The sequence below is a fragment of the Microbacterium shaanxiense genome, assembly GCF_054779995.1.
On the sequence record NZ_BAAGXE010000001.1, the window covers coordinates 771,401 to 787,919 of the forward strand.

Below are 16,519 nucleotides of genomic sequence, written 5' to 3' on the forward strand. Positions count from 1 at the left end.
CATGGCACTCACCCGCGAGCAGATGGCCGCGCGCGCGGCCGCCGAGCTCACCGACGGTTCCTACGTGAATCTCGGCATCGGCCTACCGACCCTGGTGCCCAATTACGTGCCGGAGGGCGTCACGCTGGTGCTGCAGTCGGAGAACGGCATTCTCGGGGTCGGTCCGTATCCGACCGAGGAGAACGTCGATCCCGACCTCATCAACGCGGGCAAGGAGACAGTGACGACCCTACCCGGAACCGCGTTCTTCGATTCGGCCACGAGCTTCGGGATGATCCGCGCGGGCAAGATCGACGCCGCGATCCTCGGCGCCATGCAGGTCTCAGCCACCGGCGATCTCGCGAACTGGATGATCCCGGGCAAGATGGTGAAGGGCCCCGGCGGCGCCATGGACCTCGTGCACGGCGCCGGCCGTCTGATCATCCTCATGGAGCACGTGGCCAAGGACGGGTCGGCGAAGATCGTGAACGAATGCTCGCTGCCGCTGACCGGCAGGGGAGTGGCGCACCGCATCATCACAGATCTCGCGGTGATCGACGTCACGGACGCCGGTCTCGTGCTGGTCGAGACGGCCCCCGGTGTGAGCGTGCAGGAGGTCGTCGACGCCACTGAACCTCCGCTGATCATCTCGGACGAACTCAAGGAGATCTCATGACCGACATCGTCATCGTCGCGGCGGCCCGCACCCCGCAGGGGCGGCTGAAGGGTCAGCTCTCCTCATTCACCGCGCCGCAGCTCGGCGCGTTCGCGATCAAGGGTGCTCTGATGCAGGGCGGCATCGATCCCTCCGCCGTCGACGCCGTGATCGTCGGCCAGGTGCTCGCCGCCGGATCGGGGCAGAACGCCGCCCGGCAGGCGGCGATCGGGGCCGGCATCGGGTGGGATGTTCCCGCGCACTCGGTCAACAAGGTGTGCCTGTCCGGACTCACCGCGATCATCGACGCCGCGCGCATGATCCGTACCGGAGACGCCACGACCGTGGTGGCCGCCGGTATGGAGTCGATGACCCGGGCGCCGCACCTTCTCATGGGCTCACGCGACGGCTGGACCTACGGCAGCGTCGAGGTGCTCGATCATATGGCCTTCGACGGGCTCACCGACGCGTACGACAAGGAGAGCATGGGCGCGTCGACCGAGCGTCACAACGAGCGCTACGAACTCACCCGGCAGGCGCAGGATGCCGTCGCGGCGGCTTCGCACCAGCGCGCAGCGGCAGCGACCGATTCCGGGGTGTTCGATGCCGAGATCGTGCAGGTGGAGGTTCCCCAGCGCAAGGGCGATCCGGTCGTGGTGACGAAGGACGAGGGCATCCGTCCCGAGACCACAGTCGAGACGCTCGGTGCGCTGCGCGCGGCCTTCGCCGAGGGCGGGTCGATCACCGCGGGGAACTCGTCGCAGATCTCGGACGGTGCGTCCGCGGTGATCGTGACCACGCGCGCGAACGCCGAAGCGCAGGGCTGGCCGGTGCTGGTGACCGTGGGAGCGAGCGGGCAGACGGCCGGTCCGGACAACTCGCTGCAGGCGCAGCCTGCCCGTGCGATCGAGCGTGCGCTGGAGAAGCAGGGCATCACCGTCGCCGATCTCGATCTCGTCGAGATCAATGAGGCGTTCGGCGCGGTCGTGGCACGATCCGCCTCTGAGCTCGGCATCTCCGACGACATGGTGAACATCCATGGCGGCGGCATCGCCATCGGGCATCCGATCGGCGCATCCGGCAACCGCCTCGTCGTGCACATGGCGCACGAACTCGCCCGTCGCGGCAGCGGCACGGCCGCGGTCGGCCTGTGCGGCGGTGGCGGTCAGGGCGAGGCGCTCATCCTCACGCGTTGACAGCCGGTGCCAGGAAGCAGCGCAGGGTCAGTGCTTCTGCGCGGCCTTGAGCCGCTTCTCGAGCTGCTTCGATTCCTTCTTCGACCGTTTCGACTGCACCTTGGCGAAGGGGGAGTCCGCCGCGACCTCGATGCCGCGCTCATCGCGGCGCATGTCAACCGCGGCGCCGATCGCGAGCGCGAGGCTGATGCCCCAGCTGAGCCACGCGAGCGCCGCACGCCAGGTGATCGGCGTCTCGCGAGTGCCGCGGATCAGGGACACGCCCGTGGAGATCGCTCCGAAAAGTCCAGTGCTGAAGACGTAGCGCATACCTTCAACCTACCCGCAGACGCGTAGAATGGAAGGCGACGCTTCGGCGTCCGAAGCTGTGTATCAACCGGCCGTCGGCACCCCGGCGGACAACGGCGGCACCGGATCCCCGCGTCCTCGGACGCGCGAGAGTCATGACCCAGACACACACCGTCGGCCCGTCCCACCTGCTGCGCGAAGCCGGCCTCGCGTACTTCATCGTCGCCTTCGTCGCGCGCCTCCCCTTCGCGATGATGGTCGTCGGCGTTCTCACCGTCGCCGTCTCCGCCAGGGGATCGATCTCGCTCGGAGGCCTCACGTCCGCGGCGGTCGGGATCGGCACCGCGTGCTTCGGGCCGCTGCTCGGCGCGGCGGCCGACCGCTTCGGTCAGCGTTTCGTGCTGCTCGCCCTCGCGGTCGCGAATGCCGCGATGCTCGTCGTCTTCACCGCCGTCATCTACAGCGACGCCGCGGATCTCGTGGTGCTGATGTCCGCCGTCGGCATCGGCGCCACCGCACCGCAGGTCGCGCCGATGTCGCGCTCACGACTGGTCACCATCATCTCCGAGCGGATGCCGGAGGCCGCACGTCAGCGCACGCTCTCCGGGACGATGGCGTATGAGTCCGCTGCCGACGAGACCGTGTTCGTCTTCGGCCCGTTCATCGTCGGAGTGCTCGCGTCGTGGATCGCACCGTGGGCGCCGCTGGTCGGTGCCGCCGCCCTCACGTTGCTTTTCGTGAGCGCCTTCGCTCTGCACCCCACTGGCAGGCACGTCTCCCGCCACCGCGACGTCGACGGGCGCGCCCCGTCGCGCGTGACGGAGCTGTTTCGCCCCTCGCTGCTCGTCGTCGTGGCCGGCATACTCGGCGTCGGGATCTTCTTCGGCACGATGCTCACCTCGCTGACCTCGTTCATGGCCGACCGCGGAGCGCCCGAACAGGCGGGGCTGCTCTACGGCGTGATGGGAGTGGGGTCTGCGATCCTCGCCCTCGGCGTGGCCTGGTTGCCGCCGCGGTTCTCCCTGCGTGCACGCTGGTCGGTGTTCTCCGCAACCCTCCTGCTCGGATCGCTCCTGCTCCTCATCGTCGACACGATCGGTGCGATGTCGGCGGCGCTGGCGATCATGGGCATAGGCATCGGGCCGACGCTCGTGACCCAGTTCAGCCTCGGGGCCGCGCGCAGCCCGCTCGGCAGAACCACGACGGTGATGACGATGCTGGGCTCCGGCGTCATCGTCGGTCAGTCGCTCGGTGCGGCGGTCGCGGGTGAGATCGCCGAGTCGGTCGGAACGTCCGCGGCTTTGATGCTCCCGGTGATCGCCGCCTCGATCACGTTCGCCGCCGGCGCCGTGAACTGGTTCCTCAGCCATAAGAGGCCCTCCACTCGATAGCCTGGGAGAAACCGACCGTCGACGTGAGGAATCCCCATGACCACCGCAGATTTCGTCGTCGTCGCGAACCGGCTTCCCGTCGACCGTGTGGTGAGCGCCGACGGCGAAGAGGCCTGGCGCACCTCGCCAGGCGGTCTGGTCGCGGCCCTCGAGCCGGTCATGAAGCAGGTCGACGGCGCCTGGGTCGGCTGGGCCGGCCAGGCGGACCTCGAGCTCGAGCCCTTCACGGCGAACGGCATCCGGCTGATCCCGATCGCGCTGAGCGCGCAAGAGGTGGCCGAGTACTACGAGGGCTTCGCGAACGACACGATCTGGCCGCTCTATCACGACGTCATCGCGCCGCCGCAGTTCCACCGCGAGTGGTGGGACGCCTACGTCGCGGTCAATCGGCGCTTCGCCGAGGCGGCTGCGCAGGCTGCGGCCGAGAACGGCACCGTCTGGGTGCACGACTATCAGCTGCAGCTCGTGCCCGAGATGGTGCGGGCGCTGCGGCCGGACGTCACGATCGGGTACTTCCATCACATCCCGTTCCCGATGCACGGCCTGTATGCGCAGCTCCCGTGGCGGGACCAGGTGCTGCGCGGACTGCTCGGCGCAGACGTGGTGGGGTTCCAGCGCGCGCAGGACGCCACGTACTTCCTCGCCGCTGTGCGACGGCGCCTCAGGTACGACGTGAAGGCGACCACCGTGGCGGTGCCAGGCGAGAACGGCGATCGCACCGTCATCGCCAAGGCCTTCCCCATCTCGATCGACACCTCCCCGTATCTCGAACTCGCGGCTCGGCCTGACGTGCAGGCGCGTGCACTCGAGATCAGGGAGAGCCTCGGCAACCCGAAGCGCATCCTGCTCGGCGTCGACCGCCTCGACTACACCAAGGGCATCAGGCACCGGATCAAGGCCTACGGCGAGCTTCTCGCGGCCGGCAGGTTGAAGGTCGAGGACGTCACCCTCATCCAGGTGGCCAGCCCGAGTCGTGAGCGTGTGGACGCGTACGTGCATCTGCGCGACGAGATCGAACTCGCGGTCGGCCGGATCAACGGCGACCACGACACGATGGAGCACACCGCGATCCGATACCTTCACCAGGGGTACCCGCGTGAGGAGATGGTGGCGCTCTACCTGGCGGCGGACGTCATGCTCGTCACGGCTCTCAGAGACGGCATGAACCTCGTGGCGAAGGAGTACGTCGCGTCACGGACGGACAACCGCGGAGTGCTGGTGCTGAGCGAGTTCACCGGCGCGGCGGACGAGCTCCGTCAGGCCGTGCGCGTGAACCCGCACGACATCGAGGACCTGAAGGATGCCATCATCACCGCCGTCGAGATGCCTCCCGGCGAGCAGGGAAAGCGGATGCGCTCGTTGCGGCGCCGGGTGCTCGAGCACGACGTGATCGCGTGGTCGTCATCGTTCCTGGAAGCGCTGTCGGCCGCCCGCTCATCCCGCCCATGAGACCGTGACCCGACACCGAGGAGAGACGCTGTGACCCGTACCTGGACACCCGGCACCCCCGACGATGCTCTGAAGGCGATCGCGGGCACTGCGCGCCTGGTCATCGCACTGGACTTCGACGGCACCGCATCGCCGCTGGTGGACGAGCCCATGGCGGCACGGGCGCTGCCCGAGGTGAAGGCGCAGCTCGATCGGCTCGCGGCGCTCCCCGGTACATTCATCGCCTTCGTCTCCGGTCGCAGCCTGCATGATCTGCAGGAGATCACCGAGCACACGGCCGACTCGCGCATCGCTCTCGCAGGATCTCACGGCGCGCAGTACTGGTTCCCGGGGACCGGTGATGCCGATGCACCGGAGGTCGCCGCGGATGATGGATCGCGCGAGGAGCTCTGGGCCGCCGCGCAGCCGATCGTCGACCGCTACGAGAACGTGCGGCTCGAGCAGAAGACCTACGGCATGGGCATCCACACGCGACGGGCGACCCCGGAAGTCGAAGCGGCGGTCTTCAGTGACGTCGATGCCCTGATGGCCGAACGCTTCCCGCAGTGGCGCCGCAGGGCCGGCCATCGTGTGCTGGAGTTCTCCTCACGGGCCGAGGGCAAGGACGCAGCGATGAATGCACTGCGCGAGCACTTCGACGCCACCGGCATCCTGTTCGCCGGCGACGACGTCACGGACGAGGACGCCATGCGCGTGCTGCGACCGGGTGACCTCGGGGTGCGGGTCGGGCCGGGGGAGAGCGCCGCCACCCTGCGTGTGGAGAACCCACAACAGATGGCTGCGCTTCTGGAGGCGCTCGTGACCGAGCGGGTCGCCGGACGGGAATAGACTGCCGTCATGTCCCCGCAAGATCCTTCTTCGAACGCGCCCATCGACATCAAGCCCCGAAGCCGAGTCGTCACCGACGGCATCGAGGCAACGACCTCACGAGGAATGCTCCGCGCCGTCGGCATGGGCGACGCGGACTGGGACAAACCGCAGATCGGCATCGCGTCGAGCTGGAACGAGATCACGCCCTGCAACCTCAGCCTCGACCGCCTCGCACAGGGGGCCAAGGAGGGCGTGCACGGCGGCGGCGGCTACCCGTTGCAGTTCGGCACGATCTCCGTCTCGGACGGCATCTCCATGGGCCATGAGGGCATGCACTTCTCGCTCGTGTCGCGCGAAGTGATCGCCGACTCGGTCGAGACCGTCATGATGGCGGAGCGCCTCGACGGCTCCGTGCTGCTGGCGGGCTGCGACAAGTCCATCCCCGGCATGCTGATGGCCAGCGCCCGCCTCGACCTCTCCAGCGTGTTCCTCTACGCCGGCTCGATCGCACCGGGATGGGTGAAGCTCTCGGACGGCACCGAGAAGGACGTCACCATCATCGACTCGTTCGAGGCCGTCGGCGCATGCCGTGCGGGACTCATGAGCGAAGAGGATCTCAAGCGCATCGAGTGCGCGATCGCACCGGGCGAGGGCGCCTGCGGCGGCATGTACACCGCCAACACGATGGCATCCGTCGCCGAGGCGCTCGGCCTCAGCCTGCCGGGCTCCGCAGCGCCGCCCGCCGCCGACCGTCGTCGCGACTACTTCGCGCACCGCTCCGGTGAGGCCGTCGTGAACCTGCTGCGTCAGGGGATCACCACCAGGGACATCCTCACCAAGGAGGCGTTCGAGAACGCGATCGCTCTCGCGATGGCACTGGGCGGCTCGACGAACGTCGTGCTGCATCTGCTCGCGATCGCCCGCGAGGCGGACGTCGACCTGAACCTGCACGACTTCAACCGCATCGGCGACAAGGTCCCGCACGTGGCCGACATGAAGCCGTTCGGCAAGTACGTCATGAACGACGTCGACCGCCACGGCGGCATCCCCGTCATCATGAAGGCCATGCTCGATGAGGGGCTGCTCCACGGTGACGCGCTCACCGTCACGGGCAAAACCCTGGCCGAGAACCTCGCCGACCTCGACCCGCAGCCGATCGACGGTGAGGTCATCCACACCTTCGACAACCCGATCCACGCCACGGGCGGCCTCACGATCCTGCACGGATCACTCGCCCCGGAGGGCGCGGTCGTGAAGACCGCCGGTTTCGACGCCACGGTCTTCGAGGGCCCCGCTCGCGTCTTCGAGCGCGAGCGCGCGGCGATGGATGCTGTCGCGAACGGCGAGATCAACGCCGGGGAGGTCATCGTCATCCGCTACGAGGGACCCAAGGGCGGTCCCGGCATGCGCGAGATGCTCGCGATCACCGCGGCCATCAAGGGCGCGGGGCTCGGAAAAGATGTACTACTCTTGACTGACGGACGATTCTCAGGCGGCACAACCGGCCTGTGCATCGGCCACATAGCACCCGAAGCGGTGGACGCAGGTCCTATCGCCTTCGTGCGCGATGGTGATCTGATACGGGTCGATATCGCAGCTCGCTCTCTTGACTTACTCGTCGATGAGGCAGAGCTCGCCTCCCGCCGTTCCGGCTGGGAGCCGCTTCCTCCGCGCTATACCCGTGGCGTTCTTGCCAAGTACTCGCGACTCGTGCGTTCCGCTGCAGAAGGCGCGACGACCGGTTGATCCTCGTCGGCTGATTGCTGACGACTTCTCAGATCACCAAGGAAAGACATGACTGCTGATTCTGTTTCGGCCGTTCCACGGCCACCGTCCCAGAAGGCCGCCGCTCCCGAGATCACGGGGGCTGAAGCCGTCGTCCGTGCTCTCGGGCTCCTCGGCGTCACCGATGTGTTCGGCATCCCTGGCGGCACGATCATGCCCGTCTACGATCCGCTCCTCGACGATGACACCGTCCGGCACATCCTCGTGCGCCATGAGCAGGGCGCTGGCCACGCGGCGGAGGGCTACGCCGCCGCGAGCGGTCGGGTAGGAGTCGCTATCGCGACGTCCGGTCCCGGTGCGACCAACCTCGTGACGGCGATCGCGGACGCGTACATGGACTCCGTGCCCCTCGTGGCGATCACCGGGCAGGTGTTCAGCCATCTGATGGGGACGGATGCGTTCCAGGAGGCGGACATCGTCGGCATCACCATGCCGGTGACCAAGCACTCCTTCCTGGTCAAGCATCCTGAGGACATCCCCGGGGCTCTGGCTGCGGCGTTCGAGATCGCCTCCACCGGGCGACCGGGTCCGGTGCTCGTGGACATCACGAAGGACGCGCAGCAGAAGTCGGCGCCGTTCGTGTGGCCGCCGAAGATCGACCTGCCGGGCTATCGTCCGGTGACCAAGGCGCACGGCAAGCAGATCCAGGCGGCGGCCGCACTGCTGACCGAAGCGAAGAAGCCGGTGCTGTACGTCGGCGGCGGTGTCGTCCGCGGTCGCGCGGCGGCAGAGCTTCTCGCCCTCGCGGAGTCGACCGGCGCACCGGTCGTGACGACTTTGATGGCCAGGGGAGTGTTCCCCGACTCGCACCGCCAGCACCTCGGCATGCCGGGCATGCACGGCACGGTTCCAGCGGTGCTCGCGCTGCAGGAGTCCGACCTCATCGTCGCCCTGGGAGCTCGATTCGACGATCGAGTCACCGGGAAGGCCGCGGACTTCGCGCCCAATGCGAAGGTCGTGCACGTCGACATCGATCCGGCCGAGATCTCGAAGATCCGCAACGCTGACGTGCCGATCGTCGGCGACGTGCGCGACGTGCTGATCGATCTGGATGCCGCGTTCCGCGGAGCGGTCGGCAGCGCGAAGCCGGACATCGCGGAGTGGTGGTCGTACCTGGACGGCCTGCGTGAGGAGTTCCCGCTCGGGTACTCGCCCACGGAGGACGGCCTGCTCGCACCCCAGCACGTCATCCAGCGGATCGGCGAGCTCACCGGACCTGAGGGCGTCTACGTCGCGGGCGTCGGGCAGCACCAGATGTGGGCCGCGCAGTTCATCAAGTACGAGCGTCCGAACGCATGGTTGAACTCCGGTGGCGCCGGCACCATGGGCTACTCCGTCCCGGCGGCCATGGGCGCCAAGGTCGCAGAGCCCGACCGCGTCGTGTGGTCGATCGACGGTGACGGTTGCTTCCAGATGACCAACCAGGAACTCGCCACCTGCGCGATCAACAACATCCCGATCAAGGTCGCGATCATCAACAACTCCTCGCTGGGCATGGTGCGCCAGTGGCAGACCCTGTTCTACGACGGGCGTCACTCCAACACCGACCTCAACACGGGTCACGGCACGATCCGCATCCCCGACTTCGTCAAGCTGGCCGAGGCGTACGGCTGCCTCGCGATCCGCGTGGAGAAGGAAGAGGAAGTGGATGCCGCGATCAAGCTGGCGCTCGAGACCAACGATCGCCCTGTCGTGATCGATTTCGTCGTCTCGGCCGACGCCATGGTGTGGCCGATGGTGCCGCAGGGCGTCAGCAACAGCTATGTCCAATACGCGCGCGACCATGCGCCCACGTTCGATGAGGAGGTCTGAGCGATGTCGACCCACGTACTGAGTCTTCTCGTCGAGGACACCCCCGGTCTTCTGACCCGTGTCGCCGGGCTCTTCGCACGCCGCGGCTTCAACATCGAGTCCCTCGCCGTCGGGGTGACCGAGGTGCCGGGTGTTTCGCGCATCACGGTCGTCGTCGACGTCGACCAGCTGCCGCTCGAGCAGGTCACCAAGCAGCTCAACAAGCTGATCAACGTGATCAAGATCGTCGAACTCGATTTCGCGACGTCCGTGCAGCGTCATCACGTGCTCGTCAAGGTGCGCACTGACAACGCCACCCGCTCGAACGTCATCGAGATCGTGAACCTGTTCCGCGCAGCCGTCGTCGACTACGCCTCCGACGCGCTGGTGATCGAGGTCACCGGCGACAAGGGCAAGGTCGAAGCGATCCTGCGGGCGCTCGAGCCGTTCGGCATCAAGGAGCTGTCGCAGTCCGGCCTGCTCGCCATCGGCCGTGGCGGCAAGAGCATCACCGAGCGCGTTCTGCGCGGCTGACCACCCAGACCATAGAACCTCCAGAAGGAAAGAGAAACACCAACGTGAGTACTGAGATCTTCTACGACGCCGACGCCGATCTGTCCCTCATCCAGGCCAAGAAGGTCGCGATCGTCGGCTACGGCTCGCAGGGCCACGCCCACGCGCAGAACCTGCGCGACTCGGGTGTCGAGGTCGCGATCGCGCTGAAGGACGGCTCGAAGTCGGCAGCCAAGGCGGAAGAGGCCGGCTTCCCGGTCAAGTCCGTCGCGGACGCCACCACCTGGGCCGACGTCATCATGATCCTCGCGCCCGACCAGCACCAGCGCACGATCTACTCCGAGTCGATCGCTCCGAACCTCACCGAGGGCAAGACGCTCGCGTTCGCCCACGGCTTCAACATCCGCTTCGGCTACATCGACGCGCCAGAGGGCGTCGACGTCATCCTCGTGGCACCGAAGGCGCCGGGGCACACCGTGCGCCGCGAGTTCGTCGCCGGCCGTGGCATCCCCGACATCATCGCCGTCGAGAAGGATGCCTCCGGCCAGGCGTGGGCTCTCGCGCTCTCGTACGCGAAGGCCATCGGCGGCACCCGCGCCGGCGTCATCAAGACGACCTTCACCGAAGAGACCGAGACCGACCTGTTCGGCGAGCAGGCCGTGCTCTGCGGTGGCGTGAGCCACCTCGTGCAGGCCGGCTTCGAGACGCTCACCGAAGCGGGCTACCAGCCGCAGATCGCGTACTTCGAGGTGCTGCACGAGCTCAAGCTCATCGTCGACCTGATGTGGGAGGGCGGCATCGCCAAGCAGCGCTGGTCGATCTCCGACACGGCAGAGTTCGGCGACTACGTCTCCGGTCCCCGTGTGATCGACGAGCGCGTCAAGGAGAGCATGCAGGGCGTGCTCGCCGACATCCAGTCCGGCGCGTTCGCGAAGCGCTTCATCGACGACCAGGACAACGGCGCCGAGGAGTTCCTGGCGCTGCGTGCCAAGGAGGAGCAGCACCCCATCGAGGTCACCGGCAAGGAGCTGCGCTCGCTCTTCGCATGGAAGCAGCAGGACGAGGACTACGTCGACGGCAGCGCTGCGCGCTGACCCATCGCGTCACCAGAACGGGCATCCCTCGCGGGGTGCCCGTTCTGCGTCTCAGGGTCGCGTGAGCTCCTCGAGCACCTCGATCACGTGGCGGTAGGGCTTGCCGGTCGCGCGGGTCATGCCGATCTCGCAGGTGCGGTTCGCCGACACGAAGGCGTCGAAGCCGTCGCGCGCGGCATCCGCCGCCGACACCTCGGCGGATTCGACGGCCGTGGCGCTGTCGGTGAGTTCGGGATGCAGCATCCCCCGGTCACCGGCGAAGGCGCAGCATCCCCAACCGTCGGGGATGTAGACCTCGTCGGCCACCGCCGCGGCGAGCGCGGTGAGCGCACCCGTCGCACCGAGCGCGGTCGTCGAGCACGTCGGATGCACGGCGATCGAGTCGAGCTTGTGTGAGACGGCGAGTCGGGGGAGCACCTCACGAGCGACGTAGGTCGTGGCGTCCTCGATGCGGAGCCCCGCGTACTCCGGATACTCGGCAAGCGACTTCGACAGCATGACGTGCAGCCCTTCCGTGCAGGAAGCCGCATCGCAGACCACCGGGAGCTCACCGTGACGGCTGGCCTCCCAGAGCGATGCGAGTACGCGCTCTGTCATCCGGTCGTACCCCGACAGATGCCCCTTGGACTTCCACGGCGTGCCGCAGCAGAGCCCGCCGGCGTCGTCGGGGATCACGACGGGGATGCCGGCCCGACTGAGCAGGGCGCTCAGCGCGTCGCGTGAACCGTGTCCTTCGCCCTCAGGGCCGAACATCGTGCCGATGCAGGCGCCGAAGAACACGGCCCGAGCATCGGCGGGTGCTGTCGGTTGCGGCGCCTTCGTGCCACCGCGGGGGAGTCCTGCGTCGTAGAGCGGCATCGTCTCGGCGCCGACGACAGCGCGGCCCAGGCGGGTGACGCCCGTCACCAGAGGAGCAGGGAGCGCCTCCGCGACGGTCAGTGCCATCCCGCCGATCCGGGTCACGGCGCCCCAGCTCTTCGCCGCGGCATCCCATACGCCGTCCTCGATCTTCGAGGCCTCTTCGGCGCGCAGCCTCCGCACGAGGTCACCCGTGTTGATGTCGACAGGGCATGCGACAGCGCACATGCCGTCGACCGCGCACGTCTGCACGCCGTCGTAGTCGTAATCGGTGCGCAACTCCTTCAGCAGCTCGGTGTCGCCGCGTTCCTCGGCCCAGGCCATGTCGCGCCGCAGCACGATGCGCTGACGCGGTGTGAGCGTGATGTCCTTGCTCGGGCACGTCGGCTCGCAGTAGCCGCACTCCACGCAGCGGTCGACCTCGCTCTCGACGGTCGGCACGCGCTTGAGGTCGTGCAGATAGGACTCGGCGTCATCGGAGAGCACGACGCCGGGGTTCAGGATGCCGTCAGGGTCGATCAGGCGCTTGATGTCCCACATGATGTCGGTGAGGAAGTCACCGTACTGGCGACGGACGAACGGCGCCATGATCCGCCCTGTGCCGTGCTCGGCCTTCAGCGATCCGCCCTGGGCGAGCACGAGATCGACGAGATCCGCGGTGAACAGGCGGTACCTCTCGATGCTCGCCGGGTCGTCGAAGCGCTCGTTCAGCAGGAAGTGCACGTTCCCGTCCTTGGCATGGCCGAAGATCACCGAACCCTCGTAGCCGTGCACCGCGAACAGAGCGATCAGCTGCTCGCAGGTCGTGAGCAGGCGATCGACGGGAACGACGATGTCCTCCAGCAACGCGGTCGTACCGGATGGGCGAGCACCCGCAACGGCCGTATAGAGCCCCTTGCGCACCGTCCACAGCGATGCCCGTTCCGCAGCATCCGTCGTGAGCGTCGGCACGACCGCCAGCGGCAGCGCGTCGAACTCGTGCAGCGCCGCGTCAGACGCGACGGCGAGCTCCTCAACACCTGATGCGTGCACCTCGACGAGCAATGCCGCGTGGCCTTGCACGTCGATGCCCGCGATGGCGGCGGGAACATCGCTGAGCCCCTGCGCGACGCGGAGGGACGCGGCATCCATGAGTTCGATCGTCGCGAGGCCGTGCCCGGCGAAGTCGGGGCGAGCCAGACCGGGCAGAGCCGCCATGGCATCGGCGAGGGTCTCGAAGACGAGCAGGGCCGTGGCGATCTGCGGTCGGATCTCGATCGTGCGGAAGCGGGCCTCGGCGACGAACGCCAGAGTGCCCTCGGAACCGATCACCAGGTGCTCGAGGATGCGAACGGGATCATCGAAGTCGACGAGCGCGTTGAGCCCGTAGCCCATCGTGTTCTTCATCGCGAACTGCTGCCGGATGTACTCGGCGTCCTCGGGGGAGCCGAGCAGGCGATCGCGCAGCGCGAGCAGGCCCTCGGCGATCTGCGGCTCGGCCGCCTGCAGCTGCGACAGGGCATCAGGTGCGCCCGTGTCGAGGATCGTGCCGCTCGGCAGCACCAGTACCAGCGACTCGACGGTCCGATAGGAGTTCTCGGTCACACCGCACGCCATGCCGCTGGAGTTGTTCGCGATCACGCCGCCGATCGTGCAGGCGATCTCGCTCGCCGGATCCGGCCCGAGCTTGCGCCGGTATCGTGCGAGCCGGGTGTTGACCTGCCGCACAGTGGCCCCGGGGCCGACGCGCACCGCGCGTCCGTCTTCCTCGACGCCGATCCCGCGGAAGTTGCTGCGCGTGTCCATGAGGATGTCTCCCGAGACGCCCTGCCCTGAGAGGCTCGTGCCGCCGGAGCGGAACGTCAGCGTGCGTCCGGCCGCCCGCACTGCGGTGAACGCGGCCGCGACGCCAGCGGCGTCCGCAGGGGTGAGCACGGCATCCGGGATCAGCAGGTAGTGCGACGCGTCGTGGGCGCGGGCGAAGCGGTCGATGGAGCGGGAACTGAGCGCGGTGTCAGCGCCGAGCAGCGCGGTGTCCAAAGGGTGCGCGAGTGTCGTCGACACGGATCTCCCAAAGTTGTCTGACAAGAATACTGAAGAGTCTAGTCTCGTTTAGGCTGGATGCCATGATCCTCGAGGACCGCTCACTCGGCGTCGTCGGCATCGTCGACGCCGTGACCCGTCAGCTCCGCGCGCGCATCCTCTCCGGAGAGATCTCGGCGGGCGCGCCGCTCACCGAGGCGAAGGTCTCGAAGCTGTTCGGTGTCGCCAGGCCCAGTGCGAAGGCGGCCATCGAGCAGCTGGTCTCGTCAGGACTGCTCGTGCGCACCGCGCATCGCAGTGCACGCGTCATCTCGATCGACCCGCGCATGGTGCGCGACGTCTACCGCACGCGCACCAGACTCGAGAGTGCCGCGCTGCGTGAGCTGGCGGCGTCGAAGAACGTGCCGGCCGCAGCCGCCGACGCCAACGCCCAGCTGCTGCGGATGCCCGAGGGGCCGAGCCCTGAGACCGTCGATCCCGATCTCCGCTTCCACACCGCACTCATCGACGGCATCGCCAGCGAACGCACCTCCCGCATGTACCGCAGCGTGCTCGACGAGGTGCGTCTGTGCATGGCGCAGGTGCAGGGACGGCGCCTCCTCGCGGCGGACGCGATCGCCGCACAGCACGCCGAGATCCTCGATGCCGTGGCCGCCGGCGACGGCGATCGTGCGGCGCTCCTGCTGGCCGAGCATCTGGGATCGGCCGAGGAACGCCTCGTGGAGGCGCTGGGGGAGTAGGACTACTCGGTGTCAGACTCCGGCGCCGCATCCTCCACCTGGATCGGGGCGTCGGCCGGATCCGCCCACACGGGAGCGGGCAGCAGCGTGTCGGTCGCGCCGCCCTGGATCGCGCGCAGAGCATCCGCGATCTCGTCGGCGTTCTCGGGTACGGCGAGCCCGCACGTGTTGAGCTCGGACGCGAACTTCAGCGTGAGACGGATCTTGCCCGCCTCGACGGCCTCGGCGGTGGTGCCGGTGCGCTTCTCGCTGCCGGTCTGGATGTCGGAGACCTCGTCGCAGACGTGGTAGACGCTTCCGCCGTCGACCCACACGACCTCGTCCTGCCCGAGCAGCTGGATGACGGTGGACTGATCCGCCGTGTACTGCTCGACCGACGGGGGGTTGTAATCGATGCCGAGCGCGACGGCGGCGAGGGCGAGGACGACGCCGATGATCCCGGCCGTCGTCTTCTGGCCCTTGTCCATGTCCTTGTTCAGGAAGATGAGGATGATCAGCGGCAGGAATGCGATCACCGCGATGATCGCGCCGAGCTGGTTCTGCACGAAGAAGCGCACCTTGTCGGACTTCTTCGCGGGGTCGAGGCGGTTCGCCTTCTTCCAGAGGATCGAGCCGGTGATCGACAGTGCAGCGATGACGACGAGCGCGACGATGAGGGTGATGAACGCCCACTGCGGGAACTGCGCGGTGACGTTCTGCTCTTCGAGGAGGCCGGTGTCCGGGTTGCGGACGAGTCCGCCGTCCTCTCCGACGAACTCGCGCTGACGAAGAAGCCAGAAGATCGCGACGGCTTCGGCCGCGATGGCGACGAACCAGAGCACCGCAGCGATCCAGCGCAGCGTCGTGGCCTTCTGCTTCGAGCCCGCCGTCGGCTTCCAGTCCGCCGCGGCCGCGCCGTCGGCGTCCGACGTCGCTGACGCGACGGCCTTCTCATTGCGCTCAGCCACGGTGAGTTCCCCTCTTTCTGTGAACGACCTGAGCATATCGGGCACCGCGGGGGCTCGCTACGCTGGGGTCATGACATCGGATGCTGACGACGCCCTCAGCTGGGAGGGCGATGACGATCGGCCGACGCGGACGCCCGCCCCTGATGCAGCGGAGCAGAAGGCCGCGCTGCCGCGGGGCTGGAACGCCGTGGGCAGGCGCAGTGAGACCGTGGGCCGGATCGAAGACGACGGCACGATCAGCGAACCGATCGAGCGTGCACCGCTCAGCACGCCGATGCTGCTGCTCGTCGGCATCGTCGGCGGCATCTATCTGCTCTACACGGTCGGCTGGATCATCGGCGGGCTCACGCTGCAGAGCAGCGCGATGTTCCTGATCCCGGATGTGATGTACCAGGTCGCGTTGTGGGCGGCCGTGCTCGCCCCTGCGCTCTGGTTCGGCGCCGCGTGGGTGCTGACCAGGCGTTCGGCCTCCTGGGTGCGCGTAGCCGGGCTCCTGGCCGGTGTGCTGCTGCTCGTGCCGTGGCCGTTCGTGATGACAGGGGCGGTGGGCGCATGACGGACAACGCGGTCTCCGAGGCGCAGCCGCTCGGGCTGTGGAAGAGCATCGTCGTCGGGCTCGCCGGACTCTTCTACGCGTATGCGGTCTGGAACGCCCTGTCGTACACCTTCACGGTCGCGCCGGCGGGGATCAACGCCTACGGGTGGTTCGTGCTGATCTTCTCGGTGCTGTTCCCGATCCTCGTGTTCGTCATCGTGTACGTGCTCGCTCGCCGTCGCTCCGCCGGCGAGCTGACGATCGCGATGATCGCCGGCCTGGCGCTCGTCGCGGTGTTCTGGATGAATGTGGCCGCCCTCAGCATGCTCACCACTTCGTTCCTGTCCGTCTGACCGGCGTCACACGGCGCGGGACGGCGTGCACGCTCGGGTAAGGTTGACACGATCGCGCCCCGACGGTGTGCGGCGCATCGATCCCCACCCGCGCGTACCCACGCTCATCCCGA

The 16,519-nt window shown here is 67.9% G+C and carries 15 protein-coding genes; 12 read left to right on the forward strand and 3 right to left on the reverse strand.

Features of this window, described 5'->3' with window-relative positions; genetic code table 11:
- The first annotated feature begins 1 nt into the window (after position 1).
- Together ACYVG2_RS03595 and ACYVG2_RS03600 are read left to right on the forward strand one after the other, a co-directional pair.
- Positions 2 to 655, forward strand: a complete 654-nt coding sequence (locus ACYVG2_RS03595) for a 3-oxoacid CoA-transferase subunit B (RefSeq protein ID WP_448965387.1) — start codon at positions 2 to 4, stop codon at positions 653 to 655.
- A complete protein-coding gene (locus tag ACYVG2_RS03600) occupies positions 652 to 1,830 on the forward strand; it encodes an acetyl-CoA C-acyltransferase (RefSeq protein WP_460779712.1) in 1,179 nt (392 codons plus the stop codon). Before ACYVG2_RS03595 ends, ACYVG2_RS03600 begins: the two co-directional genes overlap by 4 nt.
- A 27-nt stretch (positions 1,831 to 1,857) precedes the next feature.
- Here the strand turns inward: ACYVG2_RS03600 and ACYVG2_RS03605 are convergent, their stop codons facing one another.
- Positions 1,858 to 2,139, reverse strand: coding sequence for a hypothetical protein (locus tag ACYVG2_RS03605; RefSeq protein ID WP_448965389.1), 282 nt, complete (start codon positions 2,137 to 2,139; stop codon positions 1,858 to 1,860).
- A 134-nt stretch (positions 2,140 to 2,273) separates the two neighbouring features.
- On the opposite strand from ACYVG2_RS03605, the gene ACYVG2_RS03610 reads away from it, so the two are divergent.
- From ACYVG2_RS03610 to ilvC, 7 genes are read left to right on the forward strand one after another with little or no spacing between them, the layout of a single operon-like run.
- On the forward strand, positions 2,274 to 3,509 hold the full coding sequence (locus tag ACYVG2_RS03610; RefSeq protein WP_460779713.1) for an MFS transporter: 1,236 nt from the start codon (positions 2,274 to 2,276) through the stop codon (positions 3,507 to 3,509).
- A 36-nt stretch (positions 3,510 to 3,545) separates the two neighbouring features.
- Positions 3,546 to 4,958, forward strand: a complete 1,413-nt coding sequence (locus tag ACYVG2_RS03615; RefSeq protein WP_460779714.1) for an alpha,alpha-trehalose-phosphate synthase (UDP-forming) — start codon at positions 3,546 to 3,548, stop codon at positions 4,956 to 4,958.
- 30 nt (positions 4,959 to 4,988) lie between these two features.
- The gene (gene otsB, locus ACYVG2_RS03620; RefSeq protein WP_460779715.1) at positions 4,989 to 5,786 is read left to right on the forward strand and encodes a trehalose-phosphatase; all 798 of its coding nucleotides are present in this window, start codon (positions 4,989 to 4,991) and stop codon (positions 5,784 to 5,786) included.
- 9 nt (positions 5,787 to 5,795) lie between these two features.
- Complete coding sequence (ilvD, locus tag ACYVG2_RS03625) at positions 5,796 to 7,514, forward strand: dihydroxy-acid dehydratase (protein WP_448965393.1); 1,719 nt, start codon at positions 5,796 to 5,798, stop codon at positions 7,512 to 7,514.
- Between the two features lie 48 nt (positions 7,515 to 7,562).
- Complete coding sequence (locus ACYVG2_RS03630) at positions 7,563 to 9,365, forward strand: acetolactate synthase large subunit (protein WP_448965394.1); 1,803 nt, start codon at positions 7,563 to 7,565, stop codon at positions 9,363 to 9,365.
- Positions 9,366 to 9,368: 3 nt separating this feature from the next.
- Complete coding sequence (ilvN, locus tag ACYVG2_RS03635) at positions 9,369 to 9,878, forward strand: acetolactate synthase small subunit (RefSeq protein WP_460779716.1); 510 nt, start codon at positions 9,369 to 9,371, stop codon at positions 9,876 to 9,878.
- A gap of 44 nt (positions 9,879 to 9,922) precedes the next feature.
- Complete coding sequence (gene ilvC / locus ACYVG2_RS03640) at positions 9,923 to 10,951, forward strand: ketol-acid reductoisomerase (protein WP_448965396.1); 1,029 nt, start codon at positions 9,923 to 9,925, stop codon at positions 10,949 to 10,951.
- 51 nt (positions 10,952 to 11,002) lie between these two features.
- Here the strand turns inward: ilvC and ACYVG2_RS03645 are convergent, their stop codons facing one another.
- A complete protein-coding gene (locus ACYVG2_RS03645; protein ID WP_460779717.1) occupies positions 11,003 to 13,852 on the reverse strand; it encodes an FAD-binding and (Fe-S)-binding domain-containing protein in 2,850 nt (949 codons plus the stop codon).
- A gap of 62 nt (positions 13,853 to 13,914) precedes the next feature.
- On the opposite strand from ACYVG2_RS03645, the gene ACYVG2_RS03650 reads away from it, so the two are divergent.
- Positions 13,915 to 14,571 (forward strand): GntR family transcriptional regulator, encoded by a 657-nt coding sequence (locus tag ACYVG2_RS03650; protein ID WP_460779718.1) that lies wholly within the window; start codon positions 13,915 to 13,917, stop codon positions 14,569 to 14,571.
- A gap of 2 nt (positions 14,572 to 14,573) precedes the next feature.
- On the opposite strand, the gene ACYVG2_RS03655 is transcribed toward ACYVG2_RS03650, so the two are convergent.
- The gene (locus tag ACYVG2_RS03655; RefSeq protein WP_448965399.1) at positions 14,574 to 15,518 is read right to left on the reverse strand and encodes a hypothetical protein; all 945 of its coding nucleotides are present in this window, start codon (positions 15,516 to 15,518) and stop codon (positions 14,574 to 14,576) included.
- 70 nt (positions 15,519 to 15,588) lie between these two features.
- Here ACYVG2_RS03655 and ACYVG2_RS03660 point away from each other — a divergent pair, with 70 nt between their 5' ends.
- Positions 15,589 to 16,074: a hypothetical protein gene (locus ACYVG2_RS03660; RefSeq protein ID WP_460779719.1), complete on the forward strand. Its 486-nt coding sequence runs from the start codon at positions 15,589 to 15,591 to the stop codon at positions 16,072 to 16,074.
- Positions 16,071 to 16,406, forward strand: a complete 336-nt coding sequence (locus ACYVG2_RS03665; protein ID WP_448965401.1) for a hypothetical protein — start codon at positions 16,071 to 16,073, stop codon at positions 16,404 to 16,406. The genes ACYVG2_RS03660 and ACYVG2_RS03665 overlap by 4 nt, the downstream gene beginning before the upstream one ends.
- Positions 16,407 to 16,519 lie beyond the last annotated feature (113 nt).